17 protein-coding genes are annotated in these 19,307 nt (G+C 44.3%); 15 read left to right on the top strand and 2 right to left on the bottom strand.

Annotation, left to right across the window (positions count from 1 at the left end; genetic code table 11):
• Positions 1-89 precede the first annotated feature (89 nt).
• Positions 90-314: a small acid-soluble spore protein SspI gene (sspI, locus tag ACFODW_RS09675; protein WP_390305776.1), complete on the bottom strand. Its 225-nt coding sequence runs from the start codon at positions 312-314 to the stop codon at positions 90-92.
• Positions 315-459: 145 nt separating this feature from the next.
• On the opposite strand from sspI, the gene ACFODW_RS09670 reads away from it, so the two are divergent.
• The 3 genes from ACFODW_RS09670 to pheT all read left to right on the top strand — a co-directional run bounded on the left by ACFODW_RS09670 (position 460) and on the right by pheT (position 5,009).
• Positions 460-1,197, top strand: a complete 738-nt coding sequence (locus tag ACFODW_RS09670) for a TrmH family RNA methyltransferase (protein ID WP_390305774.1) — start codon at positions 460-462, stop codon at positions 1,195-1,197.
• A 334-nt stretch (positions 1,198-1,531) separates the two neighbouring features.
• Positions 1,532-2,566: a phenylalanine--tRNA ligase subunit alpha gene (pheS, locus tag ACFODW_RS09665; protein WP_390305771.1), complete on the top strand. Its 1,035-nt coding sequence runs from the start codon at positions 1,532-1,534 to the stop codon at positions 2,564-2,566.
• A 13-nt stretch (positions 2,567-2,579) separates the two neighbouring features.
• Positions 2,580-5,009 (top strand): phenylalanine--tRNA ligase subunit beta, encoded by a 2,430-nt coding sequence (gene pheT / locus ACFODW_RS09660; RefSeq protein WP_390305769.1) that lies wholly within the window; start codon positions 2,580-2,582, stop codon positions 5,007-5,009.
• Between the two features lie 75 nt (positions 5,010-5,084).
• On the opposite strand, the gene rnhC is transcribed toward pheT, so the two are convergent.
• Complete coding sequence (gene rnhC, locus ACFODW_RS09655) at positions 5,085-6,020, bottom strand: ribonuclease HIII (protein ID WP_390305767.1); 936 nt, start codon at positions 6,018-6,020, stop codon at positions 5,085-5,087.
• A 128-nt stretch (positions 6,021-6,148) separates the two neighbouring features.
• Here rnhC and zapA point away from each other — a divergent pair, with 128 nt between their 5' ends.
• From zapA to uvrC, 12 genes are all read left to right on the top strand, one after another.
• A complete protein-coding gene (gene zapA, locus ACFODW_RS09650; protein WP_390305765.1) occupies positions 6,149-6,427 on the top strand; it encodes a cell division protein ZapA in 279 nt (92 codons plus the stop codon).
• Between the two features lie 5 nt (positions 6,428-6,432).
• Positions 6,433-6,996, top strand: a complete 564-nt coding sequence (locus ACFODW_RS09645; protein WP_390305763.1) for a CvpA family protein — start codon at positions 6,433-6,435, stop codon at positions 6,994-6,996.
• Between the two features lie 99 nt (positions 6,997-7,095).
• The gene (polX, locus tag ACFODW_RS09640) at positions 7,096-8,814 is read left to right on the top strand and encodes a DNA polymerase/3'-5' exonuclease PolX (RefSeq protein ID WP_390305994.1); all 1,719 of its coding nucleotides are present in this window, start codon (positions 7,096-7,098) and stop codon (positions 8,812-8,814) included.
• 33 nt (positions 8,815-8,847) lie between these two features.
• The gene (locus tag ACFODW_RS09635) at positions 8,848-11,190 is read left to right on the top strand and encodes an endonuclease MutS2 (RefSeq protein WP_390305761.1); all 2,343 of its coding nucleotides are present in this window, start codon (positions 8,848-8,850) and stop codon (positions 11,188-11,190) included.
• 29 nt (positions 11,191-11,219) lie between these two features.
• Positions 11,220-11,627: a DUF350 domain-containing protein gene (locus ACFODW_RS09630; protein WP_390305759.1), complete on the top strand. Its 408-nt coding sequence runs from the start codon at positions 11,220-11,222 to the stop codon at positions 11,625-11,627.
• 204 nt (positions 11,628-11,831) lie between these two features.
• Complete coding sequence (locus tag ACFODW_RS09625) at positions 11,832-13,514, top strand: long-chain-fatty-acid--CoA ligase (RefSeq protein ID WP_390305757.1); 1,683 nt, start codon at positions 11,832-11,834, stop codon at positions 13,512-13,514.
• A 162-nt stretch (positions 13,515-13,676) separates the two neighbouring features.
• Positions 13,677-14,261, top strand: a complete 585-nt coding sequence (locus ACFODW_RS09620) for a TetR/AcrR family transcriptional regulator (RefSeq protein WP_390305755.1) — start codon at positions 13,677-13,679, stop codon at positions 14,259-14,261.
• Between the two features lie 48 nt (positions 14,262-14,309).
• Positions 14,310-15,083 (top strand): enoyl-CoA hydratase, encoded by a 774-nt coding sequence (locus tag ACFODW_RS09615; RefSeq protein WP_390305753.1) that lies wholly within the window; start codon positions 14,310-14,312, stop codon positions 15,081-15,083.
• A gap of 14 nt (positions 15,084-15,097) precedes the next feature.
• Positions 15,098-15,865, top strand: a complete 768-nt coding sequence (locus ACFODW_RS09610) for an electron transfer flavoprotein subunit beta/FixA family protein (protein ID WP_390305751.1) — start codon at positions 15,098-15,100, stop codon at positions 15,863-15,865.
• A gap of 27 nt (positions 15,866-15,892) precedes the next feature.
• The gene (locus ACFODW_RS09605) at positions 15,893-16,861 is read left to right on the top strand and encodes an electron transfer flavoprotein subunit alpha/FixB family protein (RefSeq protein WP_390305749.1); all 969 of its coding nucleotides are present in this window, start codon (positions 15,893-15,895) and stop codon (positions 16,859-16,861) included.
• 220 nt (positions 16,862-17,081) lie between these two features.
• Complete coding sequence (trxA, locus tag ACFODW_RS09600) at positions 17,082-17,396, top strand: thioredoxin (RefSeq protein WP_390305747.1); 315 nt, start codon at positions 17,082-17,084, stop codon at positions 17,394-17,396.
• Between the two features lie 106 nt (positions 17,397-17,502).
• The gene (gene uvrC / locus ACFODW_RS09595; protein WP_390305745.1) at positions 17,503-19,287 is read left to right on the top strand and encodes an excinuclease ABC subunit UvrC; all 1,785 of its coding nucleotides are present in this window, start codon (positions 17,503-17,505) and stop codon (positions 19,285-19,287) included.
• Positions 19,288-19,307 lie beyond the last annotated feature (20 nt).

Below are 19,307 nucleotides of genomic sequence, written 5' to 3'. Positions count from 1 at the left end.
ACAACCCGATTAGTTCTCGCCTATAAATTAGGGGAAAATTCGCGGGCATAAAAAAGACAGATGCTTATTGCATCCGCCTCTTGCTAAATTTATTGATTTCCGCCTGAAGCTTGTTTAACTCCCTCTTCCAGGGCATCGACCATTTCCTGCTGTTCTTGCTGATCGGAATGATTCCAAATCAGTTCAAACAGAACGCCAAGACCTGGGAGCATTTTTTCTTCACCATTGACAGCATCTTTAATGGTTGCTTCCAGTTGTTCCTGATTATTGGTCGATATATTGGACAAAATAGCTTTACGCAGATTTAGATCCATATGTTCCACCACCTTTATATAAATCATCCTGCTCCGCCGACTGCAGACAGTATCAAAACCTTATGCAGGACCTATAGATAGTTTGACCTTTTATTACAGATATATGTATGATGATAGGAGATTGAATGGATAGGAAGGAAAAAATATGATTACTTCAACAAAAAACGAAAAAGTGAAAGAATGGCGAAAGCTTCATAGAAGAAAAGGGCGGACAAGTTCGGAGACTTTCCTGGTGGAAGGACATCATCTGGTGGAAGAGGCATGGAAAAGCCGGTGGCCGGTTAAAGAGGTCATTGTCGCCGACGGAACAGAGGTGCCGGATTGGGTGCGGGAATTTACGGTGGAATCCGTCAGTACAGATGTTTTTCAGTACCTATCTCAAACGGAATCACCCCAGGGGATAGCAGCAGTGGTACAGATGATGCCAGGTGATCAATGGCAAGGAAATTTTCTTTTGCTCATTGATTCGATTCAGGACCCGGGGAACCTTGGCACTATTATCCGTACTGCCGATGCGGCGGGAGTGGATACAATAGTGCTTGGGAAGGGGACTGTCGATTTATTTAATGATAAGGTTCTCCGGTCGACACAGGGATCAGTATTTCATGTGCCTGTAGTACATGCAGACCTTCGTGAACTCCTGCCTCATCTCCAGGGGGAAGGTTTTCAAGTACTTGCCACTGGGTTGGAGAATGCTGTGGATTTCAAAGAGGTGCAGGTTCGAAAGAAAACAGCGATTATTTTGGGGAACGAAGGGGCAGGAGTAGGTGACGAGCTGCTTCAGCTGGCAGACCAGACCGTTCATATTCCTATCTATGGGCAGGCAGAATCCCTTAATGTCAGTGTAGCTGCCGGCATATTAATGTATCATTTGAGAAGTTAATGTTGCATGAAGGCCGCAATTTCATTATAATAACTTTAGTATATATAGGCGTTGAAAGAGCTGGGTCGCAGTTCAGCAGCGATAAAGGGAGGAAATGCCCGGGACTGAGAGCATTTCCATCGTATTGAATGTGGATCCTTTCACTCTGGAGCAGACACTTGGACCTTGCAACAGCAAGTAAAGGTTGTCCGGATAGTTAATCCGTTATCAAAGAAGAGTTGGGCACGTTCTATGTGCCAACAAGGGTGGTACCGCGAATCGACAGCCTCGTCCCTTTTTCAGGGATGGGGCTTTTTGCATTTCAAGAAAGATTAAAGGAGGCTTTTTATTTATTATGAAGGAACAATTGGAATCCATCCAGGCAGAGGCGCTGGACAAGATTGCGGAGGCGGATGAAAGAAAGCAACTGCAGGATATAAAAGTAGCATATCTTGGCAAGAAAGGTTCATTGACCAGTGTACTGAGAGGCATGGGGAAACTATCTAAGGAAGAGCGTCCGGTGGTTGGGGAAATTGCCAACCGTGTTCGGGAGACAATTACTGCTGCACTGGATGAGAAGGATGAAAAACTCGAAAAGGAAGAAATGGAAGAACAGCTGGAAGCGGAGGCCATTGATATTTCATTGCCGGGCCGGCCAGTTCCTGATGGCGGGGCGCATCTTCTGACGAGCATTGTAGAAGAAATTGAAGATCTATTTATTGGCATGGGATTTGAAGTAAGGGAAGGACCTGAAGTTGAAACGGATTATTTCAATTTCGAAGCGTTAAACCTGCCGAAAAACCACCCGGCCAGGGATATGCAGGATACCTTTTATATTACGAATGAATTGCTGATGCGCACCCATACATCACCGGTCCAGGCGCGAACCATGAAGGCGAACGAACAGAATAAACCGGTCAAAATGATCTGTCCCGGGAAAGTTTACCGCCGTGATACGGATGATGCCACCCATTCTCATCAATTCACGCAAATTGAGGGCTTGTATGTAGATACAGACGTCCGTATGAGTGATCTGAAAGGAATTTTAGACAAATTTGCCAAGAAGATGTTCGGCGCTGACAGGGAGATCAGATTAAGACCAAGCTTCTTCCCTTTCACGGAACCCTCTGTTGAAATGGACATTTCCTGTAAGGTCTGTAATGGAGAAGGTTGTTCGGTATGTAAGCAAACAGGGTGGATTGAAATTTTAGGGGGCGGCATGGTCCATCCAAATGTGCTGGAGATGGCTGGTTATGACCCTGAAAAATACAGCGGCTTTGCATTCGGCATGGGACCTGAACGTATTGCCATGCTCAAATACGGTATCAATGATATCCGGCAGTTCTATTTGAATGATAAGCGTTTCTTGAAGCAGTACCATAAAGCGTAGGGAGGTAACGGCATTGTTAGTATCAATAAATTGGTTGAAAAAATATGTGGATCTAGGGGAAATCAGCACAGAAGAAATAGCAGAAAAAATAACGAAGTCGGGAATCGAAGTGGACGGGATCGAGTACATAGCGGAAAAAAGTACGGATGTTGTTGTTGGTTATGTAGAGTCCTGCGAGCAACACCCGAATGCAGATAAACTCAGCCTTTGCCAGGTGGATACAGGTGACTCAGAGAAGCTGCAGATTATATGTGGCGCACCAAATATTGCCCAGGGGCAGAAGGTGGCAGTAGCCAAGCCGGGAGCAGTATTACCAGGCAATTTTAAAATAAAAAAGGTCAAGCTCCGTGGTGTGGAGTCTAACGGGATGATCTGTTCACTGTCAGAGCTCGGGATTGAAGAAAAATATGTGCCGAAGGATTCGGCTGATGGAATCTTCGTTTTTCCTGAGGATGTAACTGTGGGGGAAAGCGTAGAAGATCTATTGAACCTAAATGATGCGGTTCTGGAATTCGATCTGACTCCAAACCGTGCAGATGCCCTGAATATGATTGGGGTTGCCTATGAAGTTGCGGCAATTCTCGATAAAGATGTTAGGCTCCCTGAAATCCATGTGGAAGAAACAAAAGAAGACGTAAATGATTATGTTTCCGTAGAAGTAGAGGATACGGAATTGAATCCATATTACGGAGCCTTCCTAATAAAGGACATTGAAGTCGGTCCGTCTCCATTATGGATGAGCAATTATCTGATGGCAGCGGGGATTCGCCCGATCAATAATGTAGTAGACATCACGAATTATGTTTTATTGGAGTATGGTCAGCCGTTACATGCTTTTGATTATGATAAACTCGGCACAGGAAAAGTGAAGGTCCGCTGCGCAGAAGCAGGAGAGAAGCTTGTTACGTTGGATGATGAGGAAAGAACGTTGTCGGAGAAGAATCTAGTTATCACCGATGGCAGCGATCCGATTGCCTTGGCAGGTGTTATGGGCGGTGCAAGTACGGAAGTGACAGACCAGACTACCACCGTGTTGCTTGAAGCAGCTTATTTCAATCCTTCCTCAGTCCGAAATACGGTGAAAGAGACCGGGTTGAGAAGTGAATCAAGCACCCGATTTGAAAAAGGAATTGATCCTAGCCGGGTAAAAGAGGCGGGAAGGAGAGCTTGTCAGCTTCTTCAGCAGTATGCTGGAGGAAATGTGCTCGCTGAAGCTGTTGAAGTCGACCATTTGAACCGGGACGAAAAAGTGGTTTCCATGGCTACAGAAGATATTAATCATCGTCTGGGCACTGCCATTTCAACAGACGAAATCGGTCAGATTTTGAATAAGCTCAAGTTTGAATTCGACTTAGATGGCGATTCATTTACTGTCCGTATTCCTACACGCCGACAGGATATTACCATCTTTGAAGATATGCTAGAGGAAGTCGCCCGCATCTATGGGTATGATAACTTGCCATATACGCTGCCGGCTGGAGAATCAAGTGCTGGTTCCCTGACAGAAAGACAATATTTGATAAGGCAGATGAAGAAATATCTGGAGGGCGCCGGACTCTCCGAAACAGTTACCTATTCATTAACTAGCAGTTCAAATATCAAAAGGCTCTTAAGCCCTGACGTAGCAGAGCAAAATCCAGTTCCTGTACAATTGGCTATGCCAATGAGCGAGGACCATAGATATCTTCGATTAAGTCTGTTACCAGAATTACTTGGGACAGTGGCCTATAATCTGGCAAGAAATCAATCGGATCTGGCCTATTACGAGTTTGGCAAGGTCTTTCTCAGTCAGGAAGAGCAGCTGACTCAACAGCCGTATGAGCAAGCTCGATTGGCTGGAGCTATAACAGGTAATTGGCTGGAACATCCATGGCAACAAGAGAAAAAAGAAGTGGATTTCTTTGTAATTAAAGGCATATTGGAAGGGTTATTTGATCATCTGCAAGTGCCTATCGAGTTCAAGCAGTCCAAGCTTCCGGAAATGCACCCGGGCAGGACAGCATCAGTAATGATTGGCAATAAGGCCATTGGCTTCCTGGGACAGGTTCACCCAGCGCTGCAGAAAGAGATGGATCTGAAGGAAACATATGTATTTGAGATTAATATGGAAGAAGTGTTCGCTTCCCGTGAAAATCAGTCCTCTTATCAGCCGATTCCAAAATACCCTTCGGTTTCCCGGGATATTGCATTTATCTTGGATGAGGATGTGCTTGCCGGGGACGTAAGAAAAACCATCGTAGAAACAGGGGATCCATTGGTTACGCAAGTCCAGATTTTTGACGTTTATCAAGGAGACAATGTCCCAGAAGGTAAAAAATCGATTGCATACAGTCTTCTGTACCAGCATCCAGAGAAGACACTGAAGGATGAGGAAGTAGAAGAATCATACCAGGCTATTGTCGAAGCAGTAAACAATCAGTTTGGTGCATATGTGCGTTCATAAATAAAAAAGGTATGGCTTGGCTAAAATGCACCCTAGGATAAAGGGCAGTTTAGTGAGCCATACCTTTCTTTTATACTATAAGTAATTATTCGCTTTACGTGTGTTGGCAAAATGAGTCTTTGCACAGGAATTCAACGCCTCGGATCCTTTTTCCCGGATAATTTTTGCAATGGTCTGGTCCACTTTTTTGGATGCCCCTTTTGGGAGGACAGTACCCAGTTTATCGGAAAGCTTATCCATTTCATTCAGGAAACTGGTCCGTGCAATGATGGAGGCTGCCGCAACAGCGATGGAGTAACTCTCCGCCTTTGTCATGAAGTAGGTCTGATTATGCAATCTTTCTCCTTCGGATGATATGTGTCTCTTAAAAATGCCTGGCTCACAGAATTGGTCGATCAGTATACCGTCCAGCGGTTTCTGACCGATTTTTTTTGTGAGGTTGTTAATGGTGTGCTGATGGAGCATCGCCTTCATTTTGCCCTGGGACCATCCTTTGTTCTGCAGCCTGTTATATTTATTGTTATGAAGGACCAATAGCGAGTAGGGCAGGCCCATAGCGATTACTTTTTTGGATAGTCTACGGATTATTGGATCTGTAAGATCTTTAGAGTCCCTGATGCCCAACTGTTTCAGTTCCTCAATCTGATGGTCTTCCACATATACTGCTGCCACCGTAATCGGTCCAAAATAGTCGCCGGTGCCCGCCTCATCTGTGCCGATATGATTGCTTGAAAACAAGCTGACAGGGGGAGAGAAGGGTGATTGGCCGTCAGAACTCTTTTTTGCAGCGGAAACCGGCTTTTCTATTGACTTGCCTGCCCATTTTTTCATTTCCGTATCCGGCGATTTTCCTTGATAAAGAACCTTTCCTGATTTATAGGCCGTTATCACTGCGTTAGGTGTCTTTGCACGGAACAGTGCTCCCTGTGGAGAAGATTGTAGACTGTCCGCATAATGGACCTTCATTTCTTTTATTGTGTCCAATGGCAGTTTCTGTACATTTTGTGGCATTGGTAGTCCTCCGTCCTAGTTTTATTATCGATCCCGAATGGAAACCGTTAATTCAGTTTTATTTCCTAATTCTATCACTTCATGTTAAGATAAAGTGAATAATTTTTCTCAGGCAGGAGGGTAACATCGTGGCCCGGAAAGAAAGAGAACGAATTACGGTAGAAATACATAATAAAAAGTATACAATCGTAGGTGAGGAGCCGGCAAGCCATGTACGCCTAGTTGCTAGTCTGGTTGATCAGAAGATGGATGAGATCCATCAGTCGAACCATCACCTTGACACAACCAAACTCGCTGTCCTCACTGCTGTCAATACCATGAATGATTATTTGAAACTGAAAGAGGATTATGCAAAGCTTCTGGGCTCAATCAGGAACCAGGAGGACCACCAAAGAAAGAGGAAATAGATATTATGTTTGACTTCATATTAATTTTATTACTTGTATTCGGCTTTTTAATGGGATTAAAAAGGGGTTTCATCCTGCAGTTGTTTCACTTAGTTGGATTCATTATAGCTTTTATTGTAGCAGTCATGTATTACGATGAATTTGGAACCCGGTTAGCATTATGGGTACCGTACCCTGACCTGGGTGATGAGCATGCGTGGGCTGAGTTTCTTCAGGAGCTCCCATTGGAAAGCGGCTTTTATAATGCCGTGGCATTTGCGATAATCTTCTTCGCAGTTAAGATGATTCTGCAGATTATTGCATCCATGCTTGATTTTGTTGCATCCATCCCTATTCTCAGGTCGGTGAATAAACTGCTTGGCTCGGTGCTTGGATTTGTGGAAATTTACCTGCTTCTTTTTATAGTTCTTTATATTCTGGCACTTACACCAGTGGCAGAAATTCAATCATGGATAAACGGATCGGCCATCGCTTTGTTTATTCTAGAACATACGCCATATTTTTCGGAAAAAATTACGGAACTTTGGTTTGCGCATGTTGCCGGTATATTGGAACCTAGGCAAGACTGATCGGGCAATTCGGGGAATACGTTTTGTATGTCATATACAATAGGTATGAGCTGGCCGGATCAGTCTCTTTTATTAATAGAAAAGCGGGTGATTGAAAGAATGACAGTCAATAAGAAGGATGTTATAAAGCTGCTGGAAAAAGTAGCAATTTATCTGGAATTGAAAGGAGAAAATCCTTTTAAAATATCTGCATATAGAAAAGCGGCCCAGGCACTGGAACAGGATGATAGGTCATTGTCTGATATGGACGATTTTACGAAAATCAAAGGCATCGGAAAGGGGACGGCAGCGGTGATTGAAGAGTATGTCAATACCGGGCGTTCCGAAACATTGGAAGCATTGCAGGAAGAAATACCGCCTGGACTGGTACCTCTTCTTGACCTGCCTGGACTGGGTGGAAAGAAGCTGGCGAAGCTATATCAGGAGTTAGGTGTAACAGATGCCGACTCGCTGAAAGAAGCATGCATGTCCGGCCAGGTGGAAAGTCTGGCTGGTTTCGGCAAGAAAACTGCCGAGAAGATTCTTGCTGCTATTGATGAGGCGGGCAAACGACCGGATCGCCTGCCGATTGCCATCATGCTGCCCGTGGCGGAAAAAATTGAAGCCTATCTTAAAGGTATCGAGGAGGCAGATGATTTTTCAAGAGCAGGCAGTATTAGAAGAATGAGGGAAACCATCAAGGACATTGATTACATCATTGCGACGAGTCAACCGGAAAAGGTACGGGACAAGTTATTGGAAATGGAGAACATCAAGGAAATAATTGCCAAAGGTGCTACCAAAATATCTGTTACGATTGATGATGTATATGATATCAATGTGGATTTCCGGTTGGTGACAAGAGAAGAATTTGCAACCACCTTGCACCATTTTACCGGTTCTAAGGATCATAATGTGGCAATGAGGCAGCTGGCAAAGTCACGCGGTGAAAAAATAAACGAATATGGAATTGAGATAGAAGAGACAGAAGAACTCCTAACGTTTTCAACAGAAAAGGAATTTTTCCGTCATTTCGGCCTTACTTATATACCACCGGAGGTCCGGGAAAACACGGGTGAAGTGGAGGCTTTTGAAAAAAAGATCCCGCTCTTGGAACTATCAGACATCCAAGGCGATCTCCATATGCATACTACCTGGAGCGATGGAGCGCAGTCCTTGGAAGAAATGGTCAACCAAGCACGACATAAAGGATACGCATTTATGGCTGTTACGGATCACTCCAAGTATCTTCGAGTGGCTAATGGGCTTAATGAGGATAGGCTCAGAAGACAGAGGGAGGAAATTTCCAAGTTGAATGAGAAGTATCAGGACATCGAGATTTATGCAGGAGTTGAGATGGATATACTCCCTGACGGTACACTTGATTTTTCAGATGATTTCCTGAGGGAAATGGACTTCGTAATCGCTGCAATCCATTCAAGCTTCAGTCAGCCGGAGGAGAAAATCATGCGTAGACTGTTTAATGCAATGGAAAACCCTTATGTTTCTTTGATTGCTCACCCTACAGGAAGGCTGATCGGCCGCAGAAAAGGTTATAGGGTCAATATGGAGGAGCTTTTGGAAAAAGCGGAAGAGACTGATACAGCATTGGAAATAAACGCCAATCCCAATAGATTAGATCTTGCATCGGATTGGGCACGGAAAGCCCAAGAAATTGGAATCAAGCTCGCCGTCAACACTGATGCGCATGATTACCATATGCTCGAGCATATGAAATATGGCGTTGGCGCGGCTAGGAGAGGCTGGATTCAAAAGGAAACTGTATTGAACACATGGTCTCCACAACAACTGAAGGAATTTTTCTCAAGGAATAAATAATAGGCAGCACTTTTATTAAAGGAGTATGGAAGCATGAATGAACGAATTCTCCGGATATTGGAATACAAAAAAATAATTGAACGGCTTGATCGTCAAGCAGCCACTTCAATTGGGAAGGATCTTGCCAATAAATTGAAGCCCTCGGTAAAGATGGAAGAAGTTTCCCTCTTACAGGAGGAGACGGATGAGGCGGTCCGGATTCTGCGCGCAAATCAATCCATTCCATTAGGCGGTATCTATGATATCCGGGAAAGCCTTAAAAGAAGTATCATCGGCGGGGTGCTATCCCCCGAGGAATGCTTGAATGTGGCAAATACGATTTATGGGGGCAGACAGGCCAAAGAATTCATTGAAGCTTTGGAAGAGGAATACCCAATTCTTGTCGATCTGGCACAACGCATTACCCCTTTAAGGGAACTGGAGAGACAAATAAAAAGCTGTTTGGACGACCACGGACATGTGATGGACAGCGCATCACAAAAGCTGCGGGGCATTCGGTCATCTATAAGGACTTACGAGAGCAGAGTGCGCGACAGGCTTGACAGCTATACAAAGCAGAACAGCAATATGCTGTCCGATGCAATAATCACTATCCGGAATGATCGCTATGTACTGCCTGTCAAGCAGGAGTACCGCGGCTCCATTGGCGGAATTGTCCATGATCAGTCATCATCTGGCCAAACATTATTCATGGAACCTGCAGCAGTAGTGGAGTTGAATAATCAGCTGCAGGAATCAAGGGTACAGGAAAGTCGGGAAATCGAGAGGATATTAAGGGATCTGTCAGAACAAATTGCTGGTCAGGAAGGCTATCTTGAGGAAAATGTGAAGGTCCTGGCCCAAATTGATTTCATTTTTGCCAGAGGAAAGCTTGCACAGGAGATGAAAGCAGCAAAGCCATTAATGAATGACCGTGGCGTCATACGGATGGAGCAAGCGAGGCACCCGCTTATTCCGTCAGAGGAAGTAGTGGCCAATGATGTGGCAATCGGTGAGTCCTACACTACCATCGTCATTACAGGGCCTAATACTGGCGGTAAAACAGTGACATTAAAGATGGTAGGGCTATGTACGCTGATGGCCCAGTCCGGTCTTCAGGTCCCTGCTTTGGACGGATGTGAAATGTCTGTGTTTGACCAGGTGTTTGCGGACATCGGGGATGAGCAGTCGATAGAGCAAAGTTTAAGTACATTCTCTTCCCATATGACGAACATCGTGGATATTCTAAAAGAAGTGGATGATCGTTCCCTTGTGCTTTTTGATGAGCTTGGTGCAGGTACTGACCCGCAGGAAGGAGCAGCTCTGGCCATGTCCATTCTGGATGAAGTCATTGGCAGGGGGGCACGAGTAATTGCAACGACACATTATCCCGAACTAAAAGCATATGGCTATAACCGGGAGAAGGTAATTAATGCCTCCGTCGAATTCAATGTGGAGACCCTTCAGCCGACGTATAGGCTGCTGATCGGGGTTCCAGGCCGAAGCAATGCTTTCGATATATCCAAGCGTCTCGGCTTGGACTCCTCTGTTATCGATCAGGCAAAAAGCCATATAGGAGTAGAATCAACCAGTGTGGAAAATATGATTGCTTCGCTGGAAAAAGCACAACATGAGGCAGAGAAGGATTACGAGGAGGCTCAGCGTCTCTTAGAGGAAAGTGAGAAGCTGAGGGAAGAACTTGAACAAAAATGGCAGCAGTTTGACAATCAGAAAGAAGCGCTCTATAAAAAGGCGGAAGAAAAAGCTGCCAAGGCATTGGAGAAGGCTAGGGAAGAAGCTCAATTGATCGTCGATGAAATTAAATCGATGAAGACGGACTCACAGATGAAAGAGCATGAGTGGATTGAAGCAAGGAAAATGCTAGAGGAAGCAAAGCCGAACCTTTCAAAGAAGCAGGAGAATAAGACAAAAAGCCGCAAAGCCTCTGATAAGGAGCTGAAACCGGGAGATGAAATTAAACTGTTGACCGTCAATCAAAATGGCAGTGTACTTGAAAAGGTAAGTGAGCGGGAATATCTTGTTCAAGTCGGAATTATGAAAGTAAAGGTTGACAGAAATGATCTTCAGCCGCTCGGTAAGCAAAAGCAAAGTACTGAGAAACCGATGGCGATGGTCCGTGGGTCCAACCCTCATGTAAAAACGGAACTGGATTTAAGGGGAGAGCGGTATGAAGATGCCCTAAGGCAGTTGGAAAAATATGTGGATGATGCATTGCTTGCTGGGTACTCACAAGTCTCGATTATCCATGGTAAGGGAACCGGGGCTTTACGAAAAGGAGTACAGGAGTTCGCTAAAAAACATAGAAGTATAGCATCTTCCCGTTCTGGAGGTGCCGGAGAAGGCGGCAGCGGAGTTACAGTTTTGGAATTCAGGTAATAGGCCATCCAGTGGAAGGAAGTGGGTTCATGAACAGTTTTTGGGAAAATATCATGGTAATTGCAACAGCGAGATATAGCATTGTCATTTTGTGCACCTTGGTTTTCCTTGCTGTTTTTGAACTGGCAACTACCTACCGTAATTGGGCTGAAATCAAACGAGGCAATACAGCTGTGGCGATGGCGACAGGTGGTAAAATTTTTGGCATCGCCAATATTTTCCGATATTCGATTGAACAGAATGATACGTTGCTCCAAACGATCGGTTGGGGGATTTTCGGCTTTGCGCTTCTGTTATTGGGGTATCTGATATTTGAATTTCTTACCCCAGCCATGAAAGTCGATGACGAAATCGGCCAAGGAAATAATGCAGTAGGCCTGATTTCCATGGCCATATCGGTTGGTCTTTCATTTGTCATTGGGGCGAGTATCATATAAGGGGAGTAGTAGGTGGAAACATTAGCGAAAGTATGCATTGCTGTGGCAATAGTATTTATTGTGGTTGGAGTTTTTTATATGTTATAAGCTGGACTGCTCATCATGGGCAGTCTCTTTCTTTAGCGGAAGAATTTTGCTTTTAAGATTCAAAAAATAGAAATTAATCGGTATAATAAGTATAGTATATAAAAAGGGGGAGGATCCATGGAAAAGGTAAAAAAGTGGCAAAGCCACTATCCGAAAGAAATCCCGACCAATATCTCTTATGATAAAAAGCCTTTATATTCCTTCTTATGTAAAACCGCCGAACGATGGCCAGAAAAGAAAGCGCTTACCTTTATGGGGAATGAACTGACCTATAAGGAGCTTCATTCCCAGGTGAAGAAGATGGCCAACTATTTGCAGAGTCTGGGATTGTCTAAGGGAGATAAAGTCGCCATTATGCTTCCCAACTGTCCACAAGCGGTAATCAGCTACTATGCTGCTTTACTGGCAGGCGGAGTAGTTGTCCAGACCAACCCGCTATATAAAGAACGTGAGCTCGAGTATCAGGTGAAAGACTCTGAAGCTATGTTCATTGTTTGTTTGGATATACTTCTTCCCAGGGTTATGAATATTAGAGATAAAACAAGCCTCAAACATACGATCGTTACAGGAATCAAGGATTTCCTGCCTTTTCCGAAAAGCCTTATCTATCCTTTTATTCAAAAGAGGCAATATAAAATGGTTGTCAAGGTGGAACAGACGGAGGAAACGCACGTATGGAAGACAATGATGGAGACGGCCGGTGAAGAATATGCCGAGGTTGAGGTGGATCCGGTAGAAGATCTCGCACTCCTTCAATATACCGGTGGAACAACCGGTTACCCAAAAGGTGTAATGCTAACTCATTATAACCTGGTTGTTAATGTACAAATGTGCCAGGCGTGGATGTATAACACAAAAAAAGAAAATGATATTATTCTCGGAGTGCTTCCATTCTTCCACGTGTATGGAATGACTACCGTAATGAATATGTCTATCATGCAGGGGTCACAAATGGTTTTACTCCCTAATTTTGATCCCGCGAAGGTCTTGCAGACTATTCATAAACAAAAGCCCACTTTATTTCCAGGTGCTCCTACAATGTATATTGGTCTTTTAAACCATCCGGACTTGAGAAAGTATGATTTATCCTCCATTGAAGCGTGTATTAGCGGTTCGGCTCCTCTGCCGGGTGAAATCCAGGAAAAGTTTGAGGAAGTGACAGGCGGCCGGCTTGTCGAAGGTTACGGTTTAACGGAAACTTCTCCGGTCACCCATTCCAATTTTGTGTGGCATCGTCGGGTAAATGGAAGTATTGGAGTTCCCTGGCCTGATACCGATGCTAAAATCATCAGTATGGATACAGGCGAAGAAGCCTCTCCGGGAGAGGTGGGAGAGATTGTCGTAAAGGGACCGCAAGTAATGAAAGGGTACTGGAACAGGCCGGAAGAAACGGAAAGTGTGCTGAAAGATGGCTGGTTCCATACAGGGGATCTTGGTTATATGGATGACGAAGGATTCTTTTATGTGGTGGACCGTAAGAAAGATATGATTATTGCCAGCGGCTATAACGTCTATCCTCGGGAAGTCGAAGAGGTTCTATATGAGCACGAAGGAGTGCAGGAGGCTGTAGTGGCAGGGGTTCCCGACCCATATCGCGGAGAAACGGTAAAAGCTTACATTGTCCCGAAATATGGATATTCGCTTAATGAGGAAGACCTGAATCAGTTTTGCAGGGAACGACTAGCAGCCTTTAAAGTTCCCAAGTTATTCGAGTTTCGTAAGGAATTGCCTAAAACAGCAGTGGGGAAGATACTCAGAAGGCAACTGGTGGAGGAAGAAAGGAAAGATAAACAACTCTAAAATAGAAGGTATCCTATGAGTTGAGTCTGAAATGCTTGGCGTCAGCCAAGCATACCAGGGAAGCGGACAAGCCGGTTATTGACAGCGATGCCTGCTGAGGGTATCATTGGTATATGAATGACTGTTCATTCATTTAACTGCAAAGATGATAGGGGCTCAATGATGAAAAATAATAAACCGAAGTACAACCAAATTATTGAAGCGGCTGTTCAGGTCATAGCAGAAAATGGCTATCACGCGTCCCAAGTCTCCAAAATAGCCAAAAAGGCTGGTGTCGCCGATGGTACCATCTATCTTTATTTCAAAAACAAAGAAGACGTCCTGATATCCGTATTTACGGAGAAAATGGGTCAATTTATTAATAGGATCACAGAAAGTATAGAGAAGAAGGGGAACGCGAGTGATAAGCTGTTGGCTTTGATTGATATGCATTTTCGGCAGCTGTCGGAAGATCGATATTTGGCAATTGTAACCCAGCTCGAATTGAGACAATCGAAAGCTGAACTGCGTCTTCAGATCAATAAAGTGCTGCATCCCTATCTGAAGGTGATTGATCAGGTAATCGAAGAAGGAATGCAGGAGGGCGTCTTTCCACGGGATTTAAATGTGCGGCTTGTACGTCAGATGGTGTTCGGCACACTTGATGAAGTTGTGACAAACTGGGTGATGAAAGACCAGAAGTATAATTTGGTGGCACAAGCACCGGATGTTCATGCTTTATTAACAAAAGGACTTTCTGTATCATAGTAGATAGATCCATTAGTTTGAAAATTTTGATAGGGAGGGGAAGTTTCATTGGCAACTATACTCTATGAGTCTAGTAATCAGGTTGCATACTTAACGATTCAAAGCCCTCCTGCCAATGCTTTATCCACCAAGCTGATCGATTCATTAGCTGAAAAGCTGGATAAAGTGGAGCAGGAGGAAACCGTAAAAGCAATCGTCATAAAGGGAGAAGGGAAATTCTTTTCTGCGGGGGCGGATATCAAGGAGTTTACGGCTTTAAAAGATGCTTCCGACTATCGGTCGCTGGCTGAAAAGGGTCAGAAACTCTTTGACAGGATTGAGAACTTTCCAATACCTGTAATTGCAGCTATCCATGGTGCAGCATTGGGGGGCGGCCTAGAGCTTGCGATGGCTTGCCATATGAGAATAGCAGCCGAGAAGGCCAAACTTGGGCTCCCTGAGTTGACTCTCGGAATTATTCCCGGATTTGCCGGCACTCAGCGTCTGCCTAGGTATGTGGGCAGTGCTAAGGCCTATGAAATGATTCTTACCGGAAATCCGGTTATGGCAGAAGATGCTTTGGAGATAGGATTAGTGAACAGGGTTGTCTCTGAAGGAGCATTATTAAGAGAAACTGCTAAGCTGGCGGAAGCGATTGCCGCTAAGAGCAGGATTTCAATAAACGAAATCATGAAACTGCTTCCATATTCATATATAGACCAATTTAATGCCGGAGTAAGAGCAGAAGCGGAAAGTTTTGCAAGCGTTTTCGGTACGGAGGATGCAAAGGAAGGAGTCCAGGCTTTCCTTGAGAAGCGAAAACCAAACTTCCAGGATAAATAGTAGGAGGAATAAAAATGAATATCTATGTATTACTTAAGAAAACCTTCGATACAGAGGAGAAAATTAATGTTTCCAATGGCCAAATTGAAGAGGATGGAGCAGAATTCATCATTAATCCCTATGACGAATATGCAGTAGAGGAAGCAATCACTCAAAGGGATGAACATGGAGGAGAAGTAACTGTCATCACGGTAGGTGATGAGGATTCTGAAAAACAGCTGCGTACTGCGCTGGCTATGGGTGCGGATAAAGCCGTATTGATTAATACAGAAGAGGATGATGGAGACCAGTTTACCACCTCTAAAATCCTTGAGGCGTATTTGGAAGATAAGGAAGCGGATCTCATTCTTGCCGGCAACGTAGCTATCGATGAAGCGAGCGGCCAAGTGGGACCGAGGGTTGCTGAAGCGTTAGGCATTCCTTACGTCACGACTATTACCGGTCTGAAGATAGACGGAGAGTCAGTAACCATCGAAAAAGATGTGGAAGGAGATGTAGAGGTGGTTGAAACATCCCTGCCATTACTTGTTACTTGTCAGCAGGGCTTAAATGAACCACGCTACCCTTCATTGCCAGGTATCATGAAGGCGAAAAAGAAACCGCTTGAAGAGTTGGATATTGACGACCTTGATCTCGATGAAGATGAAATGGAACCAAAGACAAAAACCATTGATATCTCCCTTCCACCGGAAAAAGAGGCTGGAAGGATTTTGGAAGGGGAAATCGATGATCAAGTGAAAGAGCTGGTAAGCCTGCTGAAAGATGAAAAAAAAGCATTGTGATGCTTCCATACAGAAAGGGGAATAGCCATGAGCAAAATTGTCGTTATCGGAGAAAGCAGAGAAGGGGAGTTAAGAAACGTTACATTTGAAGCGGTGGCTGCCGCCAAAAAGATTGATGCGGATGCCGAGGTGGTCGGCATTATCTGCGGGAATGGAGATCTTCAGGTACAGGGAGAGGAGATCATCCGTTACGGGGCAGACCGTGCCGTGACTGTAGCGCATGAAAAACTGGAAAACTATACGTCCGAGGGATATGGCCAGGCGGTCCTTGCAGTTATACAGGACGAATCACCGGATGGCATAGTTATGGGTCATACTTCCATTGGGAAGGATCTCACTCCGAAGCTGGCAGCAAAGCTCGGGACTGGGCTTGTTTCAGATGCGGTCGATATTGGAGCGGATGATGATAATATCACATTTACCAGACCGATTTATTCCGGGAAGGCTTTTGAGAAAAAAGTTATTACCGATGGTTTGACCTTTGTTACCATCCGGCCGAACAACATAGCTCCGCTGGAGAAGGATGAATCGCGTGAAGGGAAGGTCATCTCCAAGGAAGTGGATATCACAGATATCCGAACAGTAATCAAAGATGTAATACGAAAAGCAACAGAGGGAGTAGATCTTTCCGAGGCGAACGTAGTTATTGCAGGTGGGCGCGGGGTAAAAAGCGACGAAGGTTTCAAACCTCTATACGAGTTGGCAGAAGAATTGGGCGGGGCTGTTGGTGCATCTCGTGGTGCTTGTGATGCTGAGTACTGTGATTATGCCTTGCAAATCGGCCAGACCGGAAAAGTGGTAACACCAGATCTATACATTGCTGTAGGCATCTCCGGTGCAATTCAGCATTTGGCCGGTATGTCCAACTCCAAAGTCATTGTCGCAATCAACAAAGATCCGGAAGCAAACATTTTCAATGTGGCAGATTATGGGATTGTCGGCGATTTATTTGAAGTAGTTCCCAAGTTGACAGAAGAAATCAGGAAGATGAAATAATCAAAGAAGCCTGCTGAACAGACTCCGGTATCCATACACATTCCTCCATGTATATCCCGGTTGGCTTAGTTTCTACATTCAACTTACAGGGAAGATTATCTATACCACTGCATTTGTGTTGATGCCTATTTGTCTCAGGTATAAGCAAAGTATTCGCAAGTAAATACTAACGGTGGTATACTCAACCAAAGAATTGATTAAAATTTAAGGAGGAAAATATATGGCTATTGTAAATGTAACGGATCAAAATTTCTCAAAAGAAACTGCAGAGGGTTTAGTTCTCGCAGATTTTTGGGCACCATGGTGCGGACCTTGTAAAATGATTGCACCTGTTTTGGAAGAAATCGATGGTGAAATGGATGATAAGGTCCAGATCGTTAAGCTGGATGTCGATGAAAATCAAGAAACAGCTGGAAAATATGGTGTAATGAGCATCCCGACACTTCTATTGTTCAAAGACGGAGAAGTAGTTGACCAGGTAATCGGCTTTCAGCCAAAAGAAGCACTCGTTGATTTGATTAACAAACATGCTTAAAGATAGTATAATTGAATAAGGAACCCATCGTTAATCCCTTGTTACAGTTGTAACAAGGGATTAACTTTCATGGGAAACTTTTTAATTTTAAGGAATGAAGGATGCAATGAATCAGACAATCAAAGAAAAACTGGCGGTCCTTCCAGCTGAACCGGGCTGCTATTTAATGAAAGATAAACATGGGACGGTAATCTATGTGGGGAAATCCAAGCTGCTGCGAAACAGGGTTCGTTCATACTTCACAGGAGCAAATGACCGCAAAACACAACGGCTTGTCCAAGAAATTGAAAACTTCGAATATGTGGTCACTTCTTCAGAAATGGAAGCTTTGATTCTGGAGATGAATCTGATAAAAAAATACGACCCTAAATATAATGTCATGCTTAAGGATGATAAATCGTATCCGTATATAAAAATAACCGCGGAACGGCATCCCCGACTGCTTATTACCCGGAAAGTAAAGAAGGATAAGGGAAGGTATTTCGGACCCTATCCAAATGTGATTGCAGCTAGGGAGACGAAAAAGCTGCTGGATCGGCTGTATCCATTAAGGAAGTGTAAAAATCCACCTGGTCGCCCATGCCTTTATTATCACATGGGCCAGTGCCTGGCTTGCAGTGAGACCCCCCCTGGGCGGGAGGATTATCGCCTTATTGTGCAGAATATAACATCCTTTCTTCAGGGAGGATATAAAGAAATTAAGCAGGACTTGAGCAGTAAAATGCAGGAAGCCAGTGAACAGTTGAATTTCGAAAGGGCCATGGAATTACGTGACCAAATCCAGCATATTGAGGCTGTCATGGAAAAACAGAAAATGACTATTAATGATCGAATGGATAGGGACATATTCAATTACAGTTATGATAAAGGATGGATGTGCATACAGACCTTCTTTGTCAGACAAGGAAAATTAATAGAACGAGATGTATCTGTGTTTCCATTTTTTGATGAACCTCAAGAAACCTTTATAAGTTTTATTGGCCGTTTCTATCTTCACCAGCACCATCCAAAACCGAAGGAAATACTTTTGCCAATCGGATCGGATGTAGAAATGCTAAAAGGTTTGCTGGAAGTCAATGTCCACACCCCGTACCGTGGCCGAAAAAAAGAGCTGGTTGAACTTGCCGGGAAGAATGCGAAGATTGCCTTGGAGGAGAAGTTTTCCCTTATTGAAAGGGATGAGGAGAGAACAATTTTGGCGGTGGAGCGGTTGGGAGAATTGCTCAATATCGAAATGCCTCATAGGATTGAAGCATTTGACAACTCCAATATCCAGGGAACGGACCCGGTGTCAGCAATGGTTGTATTTGAAGATGGCAAGCCGAGTAAAAAGGAATATCGGAAGTATAAGATTAAGCATGTAGAAGGTCCGGATGATTACGAAACCATGCGGGAAGTAGTCCGAAGGCGTTACACCAGGGTGCTAAAAGAGAATCTCCCCTTACCCGATCTTATTATGGTGGATGGGGGCAAAGGACAGATGGGGGCCGCCCTTGATGTGTTGGAAAACGAACTGGGGCTGGATATTCCATTGTGTGGGTTAGCGAAGGATGATAAGCATAAAACAAGTGAACTTCTCTACGGTTTTCCTCCTGAAGTAGTTCCGTTATCCAGACAGTCTCAAGAATTTTATCTGGTGCAGCGGATTCAGGACGAGGTCCATAGGTTTGCGATAAGCTTTCACCGCCAATTGAGAGGGAAAAGTGCTTTTCAGTCCGAGTTGGATAAGATACCAGGTGTAGGTGAAAAAAGAAGGAGACTGCTGCTCACTCACTTCAAGTCTGTTACAGAGATAAAAAAGGCGAAGTTGGCAGATCTTACTAAACTCGGTGTTCCCCGTAATACTGCGGAAGATATATTGGCCCATTTAAATAGCAAGGAAGAGGAGTAAGCGAAAGCAGCAATTCATTA

The organism is Virgibacillus sediminis (assembly GCF_042643265.1).
In the GTDB taxonomy this organism is placed as follows: domain Bacteria; phylum Bacillota; class Bacilli; order Bacillales; family Amphibacillaceae; genus Virgibacillus_O; species Virgibacillus_O sediminis.
The sequence above is the reverse complement of the archived record's forward strand: the minus strand, read 5'-3'. Positions and strand labels throughout refer to the sequence as shown.